This window comes from Streptomyces sp. NBC_00887, from assembly GCF_045207585.1.
This window is the reverse complement of the sequence record NZ_CP108788.1, coordinates 7,851,452-7,867,937: the sequence shown is the minus strand read 5'-3', so window position 1 is coordinate 7,867,937 and position 16,486 is coordinate 7,851,452. Positions and strand designations below refer to the sequence as shown.

Annotated in this window: 16 protein-coding genes; 4 read left to right on the top strand and 12 right to left on the bottom strand. The window is 71.5% G+C overall.

Annotated elements, in window-relative coordinates:
* Nucleotides 1-47: 47 nt before the first annotated feature.
* The 4 genes from OG844_RS35870 to OG844_RS35855 form a co-directional block, all read right to left on the bottom strand.
* Nucleotides 48-1,085 carry a 6-phosphofructokinase gene (locus tag OG844_RS35870; RefSeq protein WP_406389489.1) on the bottom strand — a complete coding sequence of 346 codons (1,038 nt, stop codon included), beginning with the start codon at nt 1,083-1,085 and terminating at the stop codon, nt 48-50.
* Between the two features lie 114 nt (nt 1,086-1,199).
* On the bottom strand, nt 1,200-1,892 hold the full coding sequence (locus tag OG844_RS35865; protein ID WP_406389491.1) for a response regulator: 693 nt from the start codon (nt 1,890-1,892) through the stop codon (nt 1,200-1,202).
* Nucleotides 1,889-3,115 (bottom strand): MacS family sensor histidine kinase, encoded by a 1,227-nt coding sequence (gene macS / locus OG844_RS35860; RefSeq protein WP_406389492.1) that lies wholly within the window; start codon nt 3,113-3,115, stop codon nt 1,889-1,891. Before macS ends, OG844_RS35865 begins: the two co-directional genes overlap by 4 nt.
* Before the next feature lie 61 nt (nt 3,116-3,176).
* On the bottom strand, nt 3,177-3,896 hold the full coding sequence (locus tag OG844_RS35855) for a lysophospholipid acyltransferase family protein (RefSeq protein ID WP_406389493.1): 720 nt from the start codon (nt 3,894-3,896) through the stop codon (nt 3,177-3,179).
* A gap of 283 nt (nt 3,897-4,179) precedes the next feature.
* On the opposite strand from OG844_RS35855, the gene OG844_RS35850 reads away from it, so the two are divergent.
* On the top strand, nt 4,180-4,959 hold the full coding sequence (locus OG844_RS35850; RefSeq protein WP_406389495.1) for an alpha/beta hydrolase: 780 nt from the start codon (nt 4,180-4,182) through the stop codon (nt 4,957-4,959).
* The gene (locus OG844_RS35845; RefSeq protein WP_406389497.1) at nt 4,952-5,620 is read left to right on the top strand and encodes a hypothetical protein; all 669 of its coding nucleotides are present in this window, start codon (nt 4,952-4,954) and stop codon (nt 5,618-5,620) included. The genes OG844_RS35850 and OG844_RS35845 overlap by 8 nt, the downstream gene beginning before the upstream one ends.
* Before the next feature lie 13 nt (nt 5,621-5,633).
* Here the strand turns inward: OG844_RS35845 and OG844_RS35840 are convergent, their stop codons facing one another.
* The 6 genes from OG844_RS35840 to OG844_RS35815 form a co-directional block, all read right to left on the bottom strand.
* Nucleotides 5,634-6,395 (bottom strand): endonuclease/exonuclease/phosphatase family protein, encoded by a 762-nt coding sequence (locus OG844_RS35840; RefSeq protein WP_406389498.1) that lies wholly within the window; start codon nt 6,393-6,395, stop codon nt 5,634-5,636.
* A gap of 76 nt (nt 6,396-6,471) precedes the next feature.
* Nucleotides 6,472-7,413, bottom strand: coding sequence for an ROK family glucokinase (locus OG844_RS35835; protein WP_351180584.1), 942 nt, complete (start codon nt 7,411-7,413; stop codon nt 6,472-6,474).
* A gap of 75 nt (nt 7,414-7,488) precedes the next feature.
* Nucleotides 7,489-7,980, bottom strand: coding sequence for a DUF5304 domain-containing protein (locus tag OG844_RS35830; protein WP_406389500.1), 492 nt, complete (start codon nt 7,978-7,980; stop codon nt 7,489-7,491).
* A gap of 81 nt (nt 7,981-8,061) precedes the next feature.
* Entirely contained in the window at nt 8,062-9,255 is a 1,194-nt protein-coding gene (locus OG844_RS35825) for an ArsA-related P-loop ATPase (RefSeq protein ID WP_406389501.1), read from the bottom strand.
* 4 nt (nt 9,256-9,259) lie between these two features.
* The gene (locus OG844_RS35820; protein ID WP_351180593.1) at nt 9,260-9,706 is read right to left on the bottom strand and encodes an SRPBCC family protein; all 447 of its coding nucleotides are present in this window, start codon (nt 9,704-9,706) and stop codon (nt 9,260-9,262) included.
* A 120-nt stretch (nt 9,707-9,826) separates the two neighbouring features.
* Nucleotides 9,827-10,636: a metallophosphoesterase gene (locus OG844_RS35815; RefSeq protein WP_406389502.1), complete on the bottom strand. Its 810-nt coding sequence runs from the start codon at nt 10,634-10,636 to the stop codon at nt 9,827-9,829.
* Nucleotides 10,637-10,916: 280 nt separating this feature from the next.
* Between OG844_RS35815 and OG844_RS35810 the strand changes: the two genes are divergently transcribed.
* Nucleotides 10,917-12,713, top strand: coding sequence for an AMP-dependent synthetase/ligase (locus OG844_RS35810; protein ID WP_406389503.1), 1,797 nt, complete (start codon nt 10,917-10,919; stop codon nt 12,711-12,713).
* A gap of 106 nt (nt 12,714-12,819) precedes the next feature.
* On the opposite strand, the gene OG844_RS35805 is transcribed toward OG844_RS35810, so the two are convergent.
* Nucleotides 12,820-13,962: a glycosyltransferase family 4 protein gene (locus OG844_RS35805; RefSeq protein WP_406389505.1), complete on the bottom strand. Its 1,143-nt coding sequence runs from the start codon at nt 13,960-13,962 to the stop codon at nt 12,820-12,822.
* 77 nt (nt 13,963-14,039) lie between these two features.
* Here OG844_RS35805 and OG844_RS35800 point away from each other — a divergent pair, with 77 nt between their 5' ends.
* Nucleotides 14,040-15,263 (top strand): glycosyltransferase 87 family protein, encoded by a 1,224-nt coding sequence (locus tag OG844_RS35800; protein WP_406396066.1) that lies wholly within the window; start codon nt 14,040-14,042, stop codon nt 15,261-15,263.
* Here OG844_RS35800 and OG844_RS35795 read toward each other — a convergent pair.
* Entirely contained in the window at nt 15,220-16,473 is a 1,254-nt protein-coding gene (locus OG844_RS35795) for a hypothetical protein (RefSeq protein WP_406389506.1), read from the bottom strand. The genes OG844_RS35800 and OG844_RS35795 overlap by 44 nt on opposite strands.
* Nucleotides 16,474-16,486 lie beyond the last annotated feature (13 nt).

Below are 16,486 nucleotides of genomic sequence, written 5' to 3'. Positions count from 1 at the left end.
TGGGGCCTGTCGTCGCGAATATACGGCCCGCACCCCCGGTGCGCCGGTCAGCCGAAGAAGACCCCGGCCTCCGCGTACAGGGCGGGATCGACGGTCTTGAGGCGGGCTGTCGCCTCCCTGATCGGTACGCGTGCGATGTTCGTGCCCTGCAGCGCCACCATGATGCCGAAGTCGCCGTCGTGCACGGCTTCGATGGCGTGCAGCCCGAAACGGGTGGCGAGCCAGCGGTCGAAGGCACTGGGTGTGCCCCCGCGCTGGACATGCCCCAGGACCGTGGTCCTCGCCTCCTTGCCCGTACGGCTCTCGATCTCCTTGGCCAGCCATTCGCCGACGCCGGAGAGCCGGACGTGCCCGAAGGAGTCGTGCGACGCGTCCTTGAGGACCATCTCGCCGTGCGCGGGAGCCGCACCCTCGGCGACCACCACGATCGGCGCGTAGCTCGCCCTGAAGCGGGAGCTCACCCAGTCGCAGACCTGGTCGATGTCGAAGCGCTGTTCCGGGATGAGGATGACGTTGGCGCCGCCGGCCAGACCGGAGTGGAGGGCGATCCAGCCCGCGTGCCGGCCCATCACCTCGACGACGAGGACGCGCATATGGGATTCGGCCGTGGTGTGGAGCCGGTCGATCGCCTCGGTCGCGATGCCGACGGCGGTGTCGAAGCCGAAGGTGTAGTCGGTGGCGGAGAGGTCGTTGTCGATGGTCTTGGGAACGCCGACGCACTTGATGCCGTACTCGTCGGACAGGGTCGCCGCGACGCCGAGCGTGTCCTCGCCGCCGATCGTGATGAGGGAGTCGACCTCGTACTTCGCGAGGTTCTCCCTGATCCGGCGGACGCCCTGCCCGGCGTACTCGGCGTCGAACGGATTGGTACGGGAGGAGCCGAGGATCGTGCCGCCGCGCGGCAGGATGCCGCGCACCGCCGGGATGGAGAGCGGTACCGTCTCGCCCTCCAGTGGTCCGCGCCAGCCGTCCCGGAAGCCGGTGAAGTCGTAGCCGTACTCCTGCACGCCCTTGCGGACGATGGCGCGGATGACCGCGTTGAGTCCGGGGCAGTCGCCGCCCCCGGTCAGTACTCCGACCCGCATGGAAGCATCCCTTCGCCGAAGTGAGCTCTCTACGGGTCACGCTAATGGTGATCCAGCTCACTCCGGGATGGGTCGGACAGTCAATTCCCGTGCGGTGGGCGGTGTTTGTTCCTGTCAGGCGTCGTCGAGGCCGGTCTCGATGGCGTACCGCACGAGCTCCACGCGGTTGTGCAGCTGGAGTTTGCCCAGGGTGTTCTGCACGTGGTTCTGCACGGTGCGGTGCGAGATGACCAGGCGTTCGGCGATCTGCTTGTACGAGAGTCCCTTGGCCACGAGCCGCAGCACCTCGGTCTCGCGTTCGGTGAGCTGCGGGGCCTTCGGCTCGTCGGAGGCGGCCGGGGCGGGGTCGGAGGCGAGCCTGCGGTACTCGCCGAGGACCAGTCCGGCGAGACCGGGGGTGAAGACCGGGTCGCCGGCCGCCGTCGCGCGCACGGCGTCGGTCAGCTCCTGGGTGCTGGCCGACTTGAGCAGATAGCCGGTGGCGCCCGACTTCACGGCCTCCAGCACATCGGCGTGCTCACCGCTGGCGGAGAGCACCAGGACGCGCAGCCCGGGGTGCGAGCCGACGAGCTCCTTGCAGACCTGGACGCCCGGCATGCCGGGCAGGTTGAGGTCCAGGACGAGGACGTCGGGGCCGGCCGCCCTGGCGCGGCGTACGGCCTGCGGGCCGTCACCCGCGGTCGCCACCACGTCGAAACCGGACTCGGCCAGGTCGCGGGCCACGGCGTCGCGCCACATCGGATGGTCGTCGACGACCATCACCTTGATGGGCCGCTCCTCGGATGCCTGTGTGTTCGGTGTACTCATCGGGCCGATCCTGCCTTCCCCCGCGAAACCTTCGGAACCTTCAACTCGACCTCGGTGCCCTGTCCGGGTACCGAGATCAGCTCTGCTGTGCCGCCCAGCTCGCGCAGCCGCCCGCGGATCGACAGGGCGACGCCGAGCCGCCCTTCGCCCTCCGCCTGGTCGAGCCTGCCCTCCGGGATGCCGGGCCCGTCGTCCCGGACCGTGACGATCACCTCGTCCGGCTCGTCCTCGACCAGGATCCACGCCTGCGCGCCCTGTCCGGCGTGGACCCGCACGTTGTCCAGCGCGGCGCTCACCGCGGCGGCGAGTTCACGCGCGGCGGCGGGCGCGAGCAGCACCGGGGCGCCGGGCTCCGCGAAGCTGACCCGGGAGCCCGCGTGCCGGGCGAGGAGGGTGCGCAGGTCGCATGCGGACCCGGACTCCTCGTCGTCGATGTCCACGTCCACGGTGCGGACCACCGCACCCTCGGCGGTGTCCTCGGAGACCCGGGTGGTGGGCACCAGTCCGCTGGAGACCAGAGTGCGCAGGGCGACCTCCTGCTCGCCCGCCATCCTGCCCAGCTCGGCGGCCTCGCCGCCGAGCGCCGAACCACGGCGCTGCACCATCGCGAGGACCTGCAGCACGCTGTCGTGGATGTCGCGGGCGAGGCGCTCGCGCTCACGGGTGGCGGCCTCGATCTCCAGGGCGCGGGCCAGGGTGCGCTCACTGGCGCGGGCGACCTCGACGACGTAGCCGATCGCTATCGACGCGACCCAGACCAGCAGGACGTTGTGGAAGGTGTCCCGGCTGGGCTCGCCGCGCTCGACGATGTTCGCGGCGGCGACGAGCGTGGAGGCGAAGGCCGCCCAGCGCCAGCCGCCCTTGAGCGCGAAGGCGAGGACCGAGCCCGCGGTCCAGATCGAGGGAAGGGTCGGGCCGTCGACGTGCTGGGCGCTGAAGTCGGCGAGCGGGGTCAGCAGGATCCCCGTCAGGGCGATGGCGAGGTCGATGCCGAGGAAGCGTTTGGTGCAGCTCGCGGCGCCCGCCACCCTGGGGAGGGTGGCCAGCGTCCAGATGCTCATGATCGCGAGGAAGGCGATGGCCACCCAGGGCCGGTCGTACGTCTTGTCGCGGAAGCCCGCGAGCAGCACCGCGTAGATCAGCGTCAGTACGCGGTACGCGGTGAGCGCACGCCACAGCGGCTGCTCGACCGACATCCGTACGACCCGCTCAATCCTGGCCATGTGCCCTCCCCCGTTTTCCTGCGTGTCCTGCTTTTCCTGCCCCGGACGGTGAACGACGCGGTTACGCGCCGGACCGTTCCGTCCCCTTCTGCTTCGCCTCTTCGGCGATCCGGCGCTTGGCCGCGGTCGCGTAGATGTCCACGTACTCCTGGCCGGAGAGCTTCATGATCTCGTACATGACCTCGTCGGTCACCGAGCGCAGGATGAAGCGGTCGCCGTCCATGCCCTGGTAGCGGCTGAAGTCGAGCGGCTTGCCGATCATGATGCCGGGCCGCACCAGCTTGGGCACCACCTGGCCCGGCGGCTGGATCTTCTCCGTGTCGATCATCGCGACGGGGATGACGGGTGCGCCGGTGGCGAGGGCCACCCGGGCGAGACCGCCGGGCTTGCCCCGGTAGAGCCGTCCGTCCGGTGACCGGGTGCCCTCCGGGTAGATGCCGAAGAGCCCGCCGCTCTCGATGACCTGGATGCCGGCCCTGATGGCCGCCTCACCGGCGCCGCGGCCACCGGAGCGGTCCACGGGGAGCTGGCCCACGCCCTTGAAGAAGGCGGCGGTGAGTTTGCCCTTCACTCCGGGGGCGGTGAAGTACTCCGCCTTGGCGATGAAGGTCACCTTGCGGTCGAGGACGGCCGGCAGGAAGAACGAGTCGGAGAACGACAGATGGTTGCTCGCGAGGATCGCCGGCCCCTGTACGGGGATGTTCTCCAGGCCCTCCACCCACGGCCTGAAGGCGAGCTTCAGAGACCCGCCGATGGAGAACTTCATTGCGCCGTAGATCAACTCGGATGCCTCCTGTGTGCTGTCCGTCCGACCTTAGCCTGTGAGGCCTCGGCATCTTCCGCCCGGCTTGTGACGGTGCTCCCGACCGGCTTGTGACGGTGCTCCCGACCGGTGCTCCCCGCCGCAGGGGCACCCCGGCCCGGCCGACGGCCGGGAGACGACGGCCGGAGACGACGTCGGACGGCGACGGCCCTGGTCGGTGTCGGTCCGGTCGCGTACGGTGAAGTAATCCTTTTGCACTCCCCTCGCACGCCCCCGTCCCGCTCATGAACAGGAGACCCCGGTGCCGGTCCTTCCTGGAGCCGAGCCGTTCCGCCACGAGGGCGGAGAGGTCGGCGTCCTTCTCTGTCACGGATTCACCGGATCGCCGCAGTCGCTGCGCCCCTGGGCCGACTACCTGGCGGAGCGCGGCCTGACCGTGTCCCTCCCGCTGCTGCCCGGACACGGCACGCGCTGGGAGGACATGGCGGTCACGGGCTGGCAGGACTGGTACGCGGAGGTGGACCGGGAGCTGCGCGTTCTGCTGGCCCGGTGCGAGCAGGTCTTCGTCTTCGGGCTCTCCATGGGGGGAGCGCTGTCGCTGCGCCTCGCGGCGAAGCACGGCGACGCGATCCGGGGCCTGGTCCTGGTGAACCCGGCGAACAAGGTGCACGGTCTGTCCGCGTACGCCCTGCCGGTCGCCCGGCACCTGGTGCGGACGACGAAGGGGCTGACCAGCGACATCGCGCTGGAGGGTTCCGAAGAGGTCGGTTACGACCGGGTGCCGCTGCACGCCGCGCATTCGGTCCGGAAGTTCTTCCGGCTGGTCGACGCCCAACTGCCTCAGGTCACGCAGCCGATCGTGCTGCTGCACAGCCCGCAGGACCATGTCGTGCCGCCGGCCGACTCGGCACGGATCCTCAGCCGGGTGTCGTCCAGGGACGTCGAGGAGATCCTGCTGGAACAGAGCTACCACGTGGCGACGTTGGACCACGATGCGGAGCGGATCTTCGATGAGAGCTACCGGTTCATCGGCCGCCTCGCACCGAGCGTCGGTAGGAAGGGGAGCACGTCCGGTGGCTGAGCACGACGCGGAGCGAGCAGGCAGTGACGAGGAGCGCGAACCGCGCCCCACGGAGGGGACGGCCGTCCCCGAGGGTACGGAGGAGGCCAGGCCGCTGGACGAGGCCGCGGCCTGGGAGGCGATCGTCGCCGGATACGGCGAGGAGCCGCCGGACCCGCCGGGCGCCAAGCCGTTCAAGTCCATCGACGACCTCGCCCTGCTGGAGGACGACCAGCTCAACACCCTGCCCGGTACGGACACGGGCGCGGGTGACGACGCGGACAAGGGTGCGGGCAAGAAGGCACCCGGCAAGCCGCCGGAGAAGAAGCCGCTCGGCAGTTCGGTGGTCTTCGCTCCCGGGGTGGCGGGTCCGCGCGACTACGACGTGGTGGAACCCCAGGACGGCGACGTCGACGATCCGGACGACAGCGAGGAGGGGCATTTCGTCCCTCCGGAGCCGCCGCCGCTGCCCGAGGCCGATGTGACGGCGAAGTTCGCCTGGCTCGCGGTCGTCGGCGGCCCGGTGCTGATGCTGGTCGCGGTGCTGCTGCAGTGGGACATGACGTGGTGGCTCACGACCCTCTGCATCGGCGGCTTCCTGGGCGGCTTCGCCACCCTGGTGGCCCGGATGCCCCACGACGAAGACGGGGACGACGACCCGGGGCGCGGCGCGGTCGTCTGACCGCGACGGGCCTTCAGCCCCCCGCGGGCACTCTGAGGGCGGCCAGTACGGGCAGATGGTCCGTGGCCGCCCGCAGGTCCGCCTCGACGACTCCGGGCAGGCCCGCCGGAACGCCGCACCCGAGCACCTCGATGCCGTCCGACGCGAAGACCGCGTCGATGCGCTTGACCGGTGCGTGGGGCGGGAAGGTGTACTCGCCACCCCAGGGGCGTACGGACCGGCAGTCCTGGAGCCGTCCGGCAAGCCGCCGGAACGCCCGCCCTTCCGGCACGTCGTTGAGGTCTCCCGCCACGACGGCGTGCGGGACGTCCATCGCGTCGAGCTGTGCGAGCAGGAGTTCCGCCTGGGTGCGGCGCTCCTCACGCTGCAGGCTGAGATGGCAGCTCACGACCCCGAGCCTGGCCCCCGCGATCCGTACCACCGCCGTGGCCAGGCCCCGTCGGTGAAGTCCGGGGGTGAGCGGCAGCAGGACGTCCTCGGTGCGTTCCGCTGTGGCGCGCAAGGAGCACAGCAGCAGCGGTCCTGCCGCGGGGGCACCGCCGCCGAGGATCACCAGGTCGGTCATGGCCGCGAGCCGGGCCGCCGCCTTGCGCCAGCGGAAGAAGCGCGGGGCCTCCTGGACGCACACCAGGTCGGGTGCGCAGGCGCGGATGACGCGGGCCAGCGCCTCGGTGTCGTCGCGCAGCGAGCGGACGTTGTAGCTGAGCACCCTGATGACGGCCGAACCGTCCGGCTCGGTACGGGAGTCGGGCAGCGGCATCGGCGTCGTGACCATGCGAAGCACGATACGACGGACGCCCGTCGCTCCCCGTGGGGCGCGACGGGCGTCCGTCGTCGTGGTGCTTGTGGGCTCAGCCCTGGCGAGCCAGGTCGGCCGCGCCCACCAGGCCTGCCTTGCCACCCAGTTGGGCCGCGAGAACCTGGGCGTGCGGACGCCACTCGCCGCCGATCAGCCAGCGCCGGAACGACTTGCGGATCGGGTCGAGGACCAGTTCGCCCTCGTCCGAGACGCCGCCGCCGACGATGAACGCCGACGGGTCGAAGAGCGACGCGAGGTCGGCCAGTCCGGCTCCGGCCCAGCGGGCCAGCTCACGGAACGAGTCGACGGCCACCAGGTCGCCCTGTCGGGCGGCCTCGCTGATGTGCTTGCCCTCGATGCCGTCGACCGTGCCGTCGCCGAGCGACAGCAGTATCGCGGCGTTCTCCGGGGTGGCGTTGGCACGCTGCTTGGCGTACCGGACGAGTGCCCGCCCGGATGCGTACTGCTCCCAGCAGCCCTGGCTTCCGCAGCCGCAGAGCAGGCCGTCCGGGACAACCCGGATATGACCGAATTCCGCCGCTACGCCGAAGCGTCCCCGGCGCAGCTTGTTGCCGATGATGATGCCGCCGCCGAGCCCGGTACCGAGCGTGATGCAGATGACGTCGTCGTGCCCCTGGCCGGCACCGAAGCGGTACTCGCCCCAGGCCGCCGCGTTGGCGTCGTTCTCGACGACGACCGGCAGGCCGACGCGCTGTTCGACCTTGTCCTTGAGCGGCTCGTGGCGCCAGTTGATGTTCGGAGCGAACAGCACGGTGGCGCGCTTGTCGTCCACGTATCCGGCTGCGCCGATGCCGACCGCCTCGACTTCGTGTCCCTCGCTCGCCCCGGCCACGGCCGAGCAGATCGCGTCGACGATGCCTTCGGCCGTCGGCGGGGTCGATACCTTGAACATCGAGAGGATCCGGCCCTCTTCGTCGACCACTCCAGCCGCGATCTTCGTGCCGCCGATATCGACGCCGATGGTGAGTCCCATGAATCCCTCAGTTTCGGTCGAGCCCCGCTACGGCCAACCGTACCCGAGCCGGGGACGGGTATTTCCTGCCCACGGTCAGTCCAGGTCGATGTGTTCGCTGCCGCCGGGGCCCTCGTCACGCGGGTCCGAGGGGTCGTCGGCGGCCTTTTTCGCCGGGCCCGGGGTACTTGTCGTCCTACCTGTCGAGCCTCCGGCGCCCTCGGTGCCGCGGGTCCAGCGGCCTTCCTGGCCCTCGACCGCGGAACGGTAGGCGGCGAGAAGTTCGTTGCCGGCGGCGGCGAGATGGTCGAAGACGTCCGGATTGCGCTCGATGACCGGCTCGACCGCGGACTTGGCCTGCCGGATCACCTGCTGGACGGTGCCCTGGGCGGCCATGCCGAGCAGCGGTGACTGGAGCGAGGTGACCTTGTCGGCCACCGCGTCGATCAGCTTGCGTAGCTCCTCCGCGGCGGATCCGGGCTGCGGCCCGTGCTGGGCCCGCCGACGGGCCTTCTCCGCCTCGAGGTCCTCGGCGCAGGCCTCGGCCCACGCATCGTCGTCGACGGGACGATCGGTGGCTTCACTCATGGCGGACTCCTGCGACGCGGTTGCCTGTGGTGGCCCCACGGGCCACGTACTACCGACGTTACCCGAACGGTGGTACGCCGTTCATCGTGTCCTCGGCCAGAGCCCGGGGTCCGGCGTGAACCGGACACGCAGGACGCCGTCGGTCAGCGCGGCCCCCGAGACGGTGCAGCGGCGCAGCGCGGGCTCCAGGCGCACGATCCGGTGGAACGCACCCACGGTGAGGAGCAGTTCGTCACCGCGCCGGACGAGCCGCAGCTGCTCCTTGACGGCTCCGGGCAGGGGCAGGCACCAGACGAGGACGCCGTCGCCCCCCTCGCCACGGGTGTCCTCCGTCCACGAGGGGTCACCGGCACGGCCCGGTGTCCGTTCGTCGGGTGCGCAGGCCCCGCCCAGGAGGGCGAGGTCGTCGAGGCCCTGCGGGTCACGCCCGAGGTGGGCCACCTCGGTCACCGGGGTCCCGGGGGCCCACACCTGGTGCCAGCGGTCCAGGCTCTTCTCCTGCTGGGCGGCGAGACCGGCGAACCAGGGGTCGGACGAGTGCCGGGGCAGGATGCGGTTGGCCACGAGGGTGTCGACGCGCAGTCCGTGCAGGGCCAGTCCGGTACGGGCGGCGCCCAGGGTGTCCTCGGCGGCCGGCCCGGGTTCGGCGACCAGCCGCACGGTGGTCGAGCTGTCCTCGATCAGTGACTGGACCGCGGCGAGCTCGGTGTCCTTGCGGGCGGCGGCCTCGTACAGCCACTGCGCCGGCATGGGGACGCCGGCGAGCTGGGCGAGCATCGGGCGCAGCGCGCGGGCTGCCTGGCGTTCCTGGGGCAGGAGGCGGCGCAGGTAGCGGCGCAGTTGCCCGGGCAGGGCGAGCAGGGCGAGGGCGTCGGCCAGCGGGGGGAGGTCGACGACGAGGACGTCGTAGCCGTCCTTCGACCAGTCGCCCTCGGCCGCGCGGCGCAGGGTGTGCAGGAGGGCGAGCTGGGCGCTGCCGGGCAGCTCGGTGAGCTCCTCACCGTCCAGCCGGCCCGCGCCGAGCAGGTCGAGCGCTCCGGACGCCCGGTCCTGCAGGGCGACGAGTTCGCTGCGGAAGTGCTCGCCGGAGTCGATGCGGGCGTGGTGGAGCCCGTGGGTGACCTCGTTGGGTCCGGTGCCGGCCGGGAAGCCGGGTACGGCGTCCGAAGAGATCAGGAGGGTGCGCCGGCCGCTGCGGGCCGCGGCCAGTGCCGTCGCCGCGGCGACGGTGGTACGGCCTGCGCCGCCGGGGCCGGTGACGAGGACCGTACGCACGTGATCAGGCCTTCGGGACGGACTCGACGCGCTTCTTCAGTCCGGCCAGGGCACGGTCGATGATGACCTTCTCGGCCTTGCGCTTGATCATGCCCAGCAGCGGGATCTTGACGTCGACGGCCAGCCGGTAGGTGACCTCGGTGCGGTCGCCGCCGACCGGGGCCAGCGCGTAGCTGCCGTCGAGGGCGCGCAGCATCTGGGACTTCACGAGGGTCCAGCTGACCTCGTTCGCGCCGTTCCAGGTGTAGGCGAGGACGTGGTCGTCCTTGATCGCTCCGGCGTCCAGAACCAGCCGGACCTGCTCGGCGCGGCCGAGCTCGTCGGTGGCCAGGATCTCGGCCTCCTTCACCTCGCCGGTCCATTCCGGATAGCGGGCGAAGTCGGAGATCACTCCCATGACGTCGGCCGGTGCCGCCTCGATCGTGATGCTCGAGCTGGTGTGTTCAGCCATCGCCGTGGCCCTCCAGTGCGGTGTACCGGTCGCGTTCGGCAGAGGCCTGCCGTGTGCAGGCTATCGCGTACCCGGCGTCGCCCCGTCCACGCCCCGGCCGCCGGCCCCGACCCGCGGTCCTCACCACTCCAGGGCCCAGGGCCGCCCGGTCGACGCGAAGTGGCCGACGTTGACGCACTCCGTGACGCCGATCCGCATCCGGCGTACCAACGGCTGGTGAACGTGGCCGAAAATCGCGTAACTCGGGCGGGTGCGGTGAATGGCGTCCAGGAGCGCGCGGCTGCCGCGCTCGAAGCGGCGGGCCACCGTGTCGTACGTCAGCTCGGGCACCTCGGGCGGGATGTGCGAGCACAGGACGTCCACCGGGCCGAGGGCCTCGACCTTGGCGGCGTACTCCTCGTCGCTGATCTCGTACGGGGTGTTCATGGGGGTTCTGAGGCCGCCTCCGACGAACCCGAAGACCCGGCCGCCGATCTCGACGCGCTCGCCGTCCAGGACCGTGGTGCCGGGGCCTGCGAACTCCGGCCAGAGAGCGGGCACGTCGACGTTGCCGTAGGTGGCGTACGTCGGGGTGGGAAGGACGGCGAACAGCTCGGCGTACTGCTTGCGCACGGCGCCCAGGATCGCGGCGTTGCGGTCCCTGCCCGCCCACAGGGCGCGGCCGAATTCGCGCGCCTCCTCGAAGCGGCGTGCGGTGCGCAGTTCGACGATGCGGTCCGCGTTGTCCTTCCCGAACAGGTCCGGGAAGATGCCGCGCGAGTGGTCCGCGTAGTCGAGGAAGAGAACGAGGTCCCCGAGGCAGATCAGGGCGTCCGCACCGTCGCCGGCGCGTGCCAGCGCCTCCGTGTTGCCGTGCACGTCACTGACCACGTGCACACGCGTACCGCGGGTGGCGGTTGCGTCTCGACCGTCCGGTCCCCTGGCTCGCATGGAGATCACCCTAGGTTCTCCGCACCCGCGCTGGGTAGGGCCCACCGGACCTGCGGATACTTCCGGGTCGTGACAGGGGTGGACTAGTGTGCACCCAAGGACCACTTATATGTGTGATGCATAAGACATCTGGCCGGAACCCCCTATCCGGAACCGAGTACTGATGGGTAACGTCCCGCCAGTCCAGTCGTGCTCACCCCACTGAGCATCTGCCAGTCTTGGACCGATCCGGTGCGTCACACAGAGCCGTGGAACCGGAGCCCGATGAGGAGCAGCAGTCTTGCGCGAGTTCAGCCTTCCGGCCCTGTACGAGGTCCCTACGGACGGCAACCTGACGGATCTCATCCGCCGCAATGCCGCTCAGCATCCCGATGTCGCGGTGATGAGCCGCAAGGTGGCCGGAGTCTGGACGGACGTCACGGCCACCCGGTTCCTGGCTGAGGTCAGGGACGCCGCCAAGGGTCTGATCGCGGCGGGCATCGAGCCCGGCGACCGGGTCGCCCTCATGTCCCGCACCCGCTTCGAGTGGGTCCTGCTGGACTTCGCCATCTGGAGCGCGGGCGCGGTCACCGTGCCGGTCTACGAGACCAGTTCCGCCGAACAGGTCCAGTGGATACTCGGCGACTCCGGTGCGGTCGCGGTCGTCGTGGAGAGCGACGCCCATGCCGAGTCCGTCGCCTCGGTGCGCGACGCGCTCCCCGGGCTGCGGCACGTGTGGCAGATCGACCGGGGCGCGGTCGGCGAGCTGACCGCCTCGGGCACCGGCGTCTCCGACGAGACCCTCGATCTGCGCATGGTGAGCGCCAAGGCCGACGACCCGGCCACCATCGTCTACACCTCGGGCACCACCGGCCGCCCCAAGGGCTGTGTGCTGACGCACCGCAGCTTCTTCGCGGAGTGCGGCAACGTGGTGGAGCGGCTGAAGCCCCTCTTCCGTACGGGTGAGTGCTCCGTCCTTCTCTTCCTGCCCGCCGCGCACGTCTTCGGCCGCCTGGTCGAGGTCGCCTCGGTGATGGCGCCGATCAAGCTCGGCTGTGTGCCGGACATCAAGAACCTCACCGACGAACTGGCCTCGTTCCGCCCGACACTGATCCTCGGTGTGCCGCGGGTCTTCGAGAAGGTCTACAACTCGGCGCGCGCCAAGGCGCAGGCAGACGGCAAGGGCAGGATCTTCGACCGGGCGGCCGACACGGCGATCGCGTACAGCCGCGCGCTGGGCACGCCGCAGGGCCCGTCGGTGGGCCTGAAGGTCAAGCACAAGGTCTTCGACAAACTGGTGTTCAGCAAGCTGCGGGCGGTGCTCGGCGGTCGCGGTGAGTACGCGATCTCGGGCGGCGCGCCGCTCGGGGAGCGGCTCGGCCACTTCTTCCGCGGCATCGGCTTCACGGTGCTGGAGGGCTACGGCCTCACCGAGACCTGCGCGGCCACGGCCTTCAACCCGTGGGACCGGCAGAAGATCGGTACGGTCGGCCAGCCGCTGCCCGGCTCGGTCGTGCGCATCGCCGACGACGGCGAGGTGCTCCTGCACGGCGAACACCTGTTCACGGGGTACTGGAAGAACGAGGCGGCGACGGCCGAGGCACTGGCCGACGGCTGGTTCCACACGGGCGACATCGGCACGCTCGACGAGGACGGCTATCTCGCGATCACCGGCCGCAAGAAGGAGATCATCGTCACGGCGGGCGGCAAGAACGTCGCCCCGGCCGTGATCGAGGACCGGATCCGCGCACACGCCCTGGTGGCCGAGTGCATGGTGGTCGGCGACGGACGGCCGTTCATCGGCGCCCTGGTCACCCTCGACGAGGAGTTCCTCTCCCGATGGGCCGAGGAGAACGGCAAGCCGGCCGGTTCGACGGCGGTGTCGCTGCGCGAGGACGCCGATCTCCTGGCCGAGGTGCAGCGAGCGATCGACGACGGCAACGCGGCGGTGTCCAAGGCGGAGTCGGTGCGCAAGTTCCGCATCCTGGCCCAGCAGTTCACGGAGGAGGCGGGCCACATCACGCCGTCGCTGAAGCTGAAGCGCAACGTCGTGGCGAAGGACTTCGCGGACGAGGTCGAGTCGATCTACCGCGCCTGAGCACACGACGAGGCCGTAGGCACGAGGCCGGCCGCACGACAGGGCCGTACACATGACGAGGGGCCCGCACCACGACGGTGCGGGCCCCTCGTCTCGTCGTACGCGCTCAGAGCAGCGTCTTCAGCTCCTCCGCGAGCAGGTCCCAGCGCCACTTCTCCTCGACCCAGGCCCTGCCCCGCTCCCCCATCCGTCGGCGCAGCTCGGGATCGCCGAGAAGGGTGACGATCCGCTCGGCGGAGTCCTCGGCCGAACCGCCCCGCACCACCCACCCGGTCTCGCCGTCGAGCACCGCGTCGGGTGCGCCGCCCGAGTCGCCCGCCACCACCGGCAGCCCGGTCGCGGACGCCTCCAGGTACACGATGCCGAGGCCTTCGACGTCGAGCCCGCCGCGCCGGGTGCGGCAGGGCATGGCGAAGACGTCGCCGGCGCCGTAATGGGCGGGCAGTTCCTCCCACGGCACCGGTCCGGTGAAGCGCACGGAGTCCTGGACGCCCGTCTCGGCGGCCAGCTTCTTCAGCTGCCCCGCGTACGGGCCGCCGCCGACGATCAGCAGGACGGCGTCCGGCACCCGTGCCAGGATCGCGGGCATGGCGAGGATGAGGGTGTCCTGGCCCTTGCGCGGGACGAGCCGCGACACACAGACGACGACGGGCCGGTCCGCGAGCCCCAGCCGGGCCCTGACGCGGTCCCCGCCCGAGGACGGGTGGAAGGTCGACTCGTCGACACCGGGCGGCAGCTGGACCATGCGGCCCGCGGCCTCGGGCGTGAGGGCCGCGGCGATCCTGGAGCGGGTGTACTCGCCGAGGTACGTGATCGTGTCCGTGCCCTCGCCGATGCGGCGCAGCAGCTGCCTGGACCCGGGCAGCTGGGCCCAGCCCGCCTCGTGCCCGTGGGTGGTCGCCACGATGCGGCGTGCTCCGGCCCGGCGGAGCGCGGGTGCCATCAGGCCGAGGGGGGCCGCCGCGCCGAACCAGACGGAGGAGCATGCGTGTTCGCGCAGCAGCCGGACCGCCTGCCGGGTGATTCGCGGGGTGGGCAGCAGCATCGTCGTGCGGTCGCGCACGACGGTGAAGGGCTGTTCCGCGTCGAAGGCGGCGGTGGCCTCCTGGCCCTCCGCGCCGCGCTTCCAGGTGGAGGCGTAGACGACGAGCCGGCCGGGGTCCACGCGCAGTGCCATGTTGTGCAGGAAGGCCTGGATGCCACCGGGGCGGGGCGGGAAGTCGTTGGTCACGATCAAGGTCTTGTCCATCGCCGCCGACAGTACCGGGCTGCCGACCGGCCCTGCTTGACGGCTCCCGCACATCAGGCAACGGCATCATGACGGTTATGCGTCTGCTCCTCGCCACCTGGATCCTCACCCGAGCGGCGCTGCTGCTCTGCGTCTTCAAGGTGTTCACGGTGCCGGGCCCGGACGTCACGAGCGATGTCTCGGTGATCTACCACGGCTGGTACGAGGTGCTCCGCGCCGGTTCCTACCCGCTGGACGACGTCACCTGGCAGTACCCGCCCGCCGCCGCGCTGGCCGTGCTCGCCCCGGCGCTGCTGCCCTTCCTGGAGTACGCGTCCGCCTTCTTCGTCCTGGTACTGGCGTGCGACGCCCTGGTGGTTCTGCTCCTGCCGCACGCGTCCGGCCGGCCGGGTACGCGCGCCGCGGGTGCCTGGGTGTGGGTGGCGGGTGTGCCGCTGCTCGGGCCGACGGTGTACGCCCGGTACGACCTGGTGGTGACGGCCGTCGCGGTGGCGGCGCTGCTGGCCGGGGTGCGCCGCCCGCGGGTCCTGGGGGCGCTGGCGGCGTTCGGCGCGCTGATGAAGGTGTGGCCGGTCCTGCTGCTGGTGGGTACGGCCCGGGGGCGCGCCACGCGGCTCTCCTGGTCGGCCGCGGCGGTGACGGCCGGCGGGCTCCTCCTGGCGGCCGCGGCGGCTCTGCCCGGCGCGTTCGCGTTCCTGACGTTCCAGCGGGACCGGGGGCTGGAGGTCGAGTCGCTGGGGGCGCTGGTCTTCCACCTGGCGCGGCAGTTCGGCTGGGAGGGCCGGGTGGAACTGCGGTACGGCTCGATGGAGTTCGCCGGTGCCCACGTCGGGCCGGTGAGCACGCTGGCACTGGGGCTGAGCGCCCTCGCCCTCGGCTGGCTGCTGGTGTGGCGGCTGCGGGCCCGCACGTTCGCGGTGCACACCCCGGCGGACGCGGCGTTCACGGCGGTGCTGCTGTTCACCACGACCAGCCGTGTCATCAGCCCGCAGTACATGGTGTGGCTGGTCGGTCTGGCCTCGGTGTGCCTGGTGTTCCACGGCAGCCGGATGGCCCCTCCGGCGTGCCTGGTCCTGGTGGCCACCGGCGTCACCCTGCTGGAGTTCCCGCTGGGGTTCGCGCATGTGGTGGCCAGTGACGCGGAGGGCGTGACGCTCCTCGTCGTACGCAACGGCCTGCTGGTCGCGGCGACGCTGAGCGCCGGGCGGCGGCTGTGGCGGGGGACGGTGCCGGGAGTGCGGACCGGGCGCGAGCGGCTCAGCCGAGCCGCTCGCGCAGATACTCCCGCCAGCGCACCGTGAAGTCCTCCGGAGTCGTACCGAGCACCGTCTGCATGGCCTGTTCGACCGCCCCGTCCCGCCCGGAACGGGCCCCGACGGCCTTGTAGAAGGCGATCAGCTTCTCCTCGCCCCAGTCCTGCGCGATCAGCTCGCAGGCCAGCCAGCCGCCCTCGTACGCCTTCGCGAGGGTGGCCGCGTCCCCGCCGAATCCGAAGTCCTCGTCCACCGGCAGCCGGGCGGGCAGTTCGGCGCGGCGGACCGCGCCGGTCAGCTCGGGTGCGATCTCCTCGGCGGTGCGGCTCTCCTGCCGGTAGGCGGCCCGGTCGGCGAAGCCCTCGGAGAGCCAGACCGGTGTGGCCGCGGAGGTGTGGGCCCTGGTCGCCACGTGGGCGGTCTCGTGGGTGAGGACGACCCTCTGGCCGAACTCGCCGAGCATTCCGTACGCCTGCGGATTGACGATCACCCGGTCCGCGGGCGCCCGGCCCTTGCCGCCGACCTCACCGGTGGTGACGGCCGCTATGCCCCGGTAGCTCGCCACGGGTGAGCCGAGGAGGCCCGCCATGTCCTCCACGGATTCCGGTACGAGCACGACCACCCGCTCCGCCCAGGGCTCCGGCCAGCTGCCGGAGACGGCCGGCACGGCCCGGTCCGCGGTGTCCGCGATCCGGCGCAGTTCCCGCTCGCGGCGGCCGACGCCGAGGACGAGGCTGTGCGTGCCGCGTACGACCTGGACGTCGCCCTGCTGCCACAGCAGCCCCGGAGCGTCCTCGTCGGCCCGGTCGGCGGCGATGTACCAGGTCCCCTCCTCGCCGCGGCGCACCAGTTCCACCGTGCGGGCGGAGGACATCGGGGCGTTGTCGTAGCCCTTGAAGCGGTAGCGCAGCTCGACGTCGGCGGTGACCCGGCCGGAGCCCTCTTCGGTCACGTCTTTCACCCTGTACGCCCAGGACTCCAGGGGTATCTCGGCCAGATTCTCCAGTTCGGTGCGCTGGGCCGCCCGGAACGACGTGGCCCGCGGGTCGAGCGAGGCCAGGTAGGCGTCGGTGTCGTGCCCCATCACCGCGGCGGCCCTGCGGTCCAGGGTGGTGCCTATCTCCCGGGCGGTGGGGCCGGCTGCGGAGTCCTGCGGCACGGAGCAGGCGGACGCGAAGAGCAGCCCGGCGAGCACGGCGCCCGCCGTGCTCCGTGTGCGGGTGCGTCCCCGCCGCGCGTTCCGCGTCCGAACAGCCATCCTGCCGATCGTA

What these genes read in the sequence shown, in the direction of transcription:
- OG844_RS35830 (WP_406389500.1), bottom strand. Translation starts at nt 7,980, where the DNA reads ATGAGTGAAGCCACCGATCGTCCCGTCGACGACGATGCGTGGGCCGAG.
- OG844_RS35820 (WP_351180593.1), bottom strand. Translation starts at nt 9,706, where the DNA reads ATGGCTGAACACACCAGCTCGAGCATCACGATCGAGGCGGCACCGGCC.
- OG844_RS35815 (WP_406389502.1), bottom strand. Translation starts at nt 10,636, where the DNA reads ATGCGAGCCAGGGGACCGGACGGTCGAGACGCAACCGCCACCCGCGGT.
- macS (WP_406389492.1), bottom strand. Translation starts at nt 3,115, where the DNA reads ATGGCCAGGATTGAGCGGGTCGTACGGATGTCGGTCGAGCAGCCGCTG.
- OG844_RS35835 (WP_351180584.1), bottom strand. Translation starts at nt 7,413, where the DNA reads ATGGGACTCACCATCGGCGTCGATATCGGCGGCACGAAGATCGCGGCT.
- OG844_RS35870 (WP_406389489.1), bottom strand. Translation starts at nt 1,085, where the DNA reads ATGCGGGTCGGAGTACTGACCGGGGGCGGCGACTGCCCCGGACTCAAC.
- OG844_RS35805 (WP_406389505.1), bottom strand. Translation starts at nt 13,962, where the DNA reads ATGGACAAGACCTTGATCGTGACCAACGACTTCCCGCCCCGCCCCGGT.
- OG844_RS35865 (WP_406389491.1), bottom strand. Translation starts at nt 1,892, where the DNA reads ATGAGTACACCGAACACACAGGCATCCGAGGAGCGGCCCATCAAGGTG.
- OG844_RS35840 (WP_406389498.1), bottom strand. Translation starts at nt 6,395, where the DNA reads ATGGTCACGACGCCGATGCCGCTGCCCGACTCCCGTACCGAGCCGGAC.
- OG844_RS35800 (WP_406396066.1), top strand. Translation starts at nt 14,040, where the DNA reads ATGCGTCTGCTCCTCGCCACCTGGATCCTCACCCGAGCGGCGCTGCTG.
- OG844_RS35795 (WP_406389506.1), bottom strand. Translation starts at nt 16,473, where the DNA reads ATGGCTGTTCGGACGCGGAACGCGCGGCGGGGACGCACCCGCACACGG.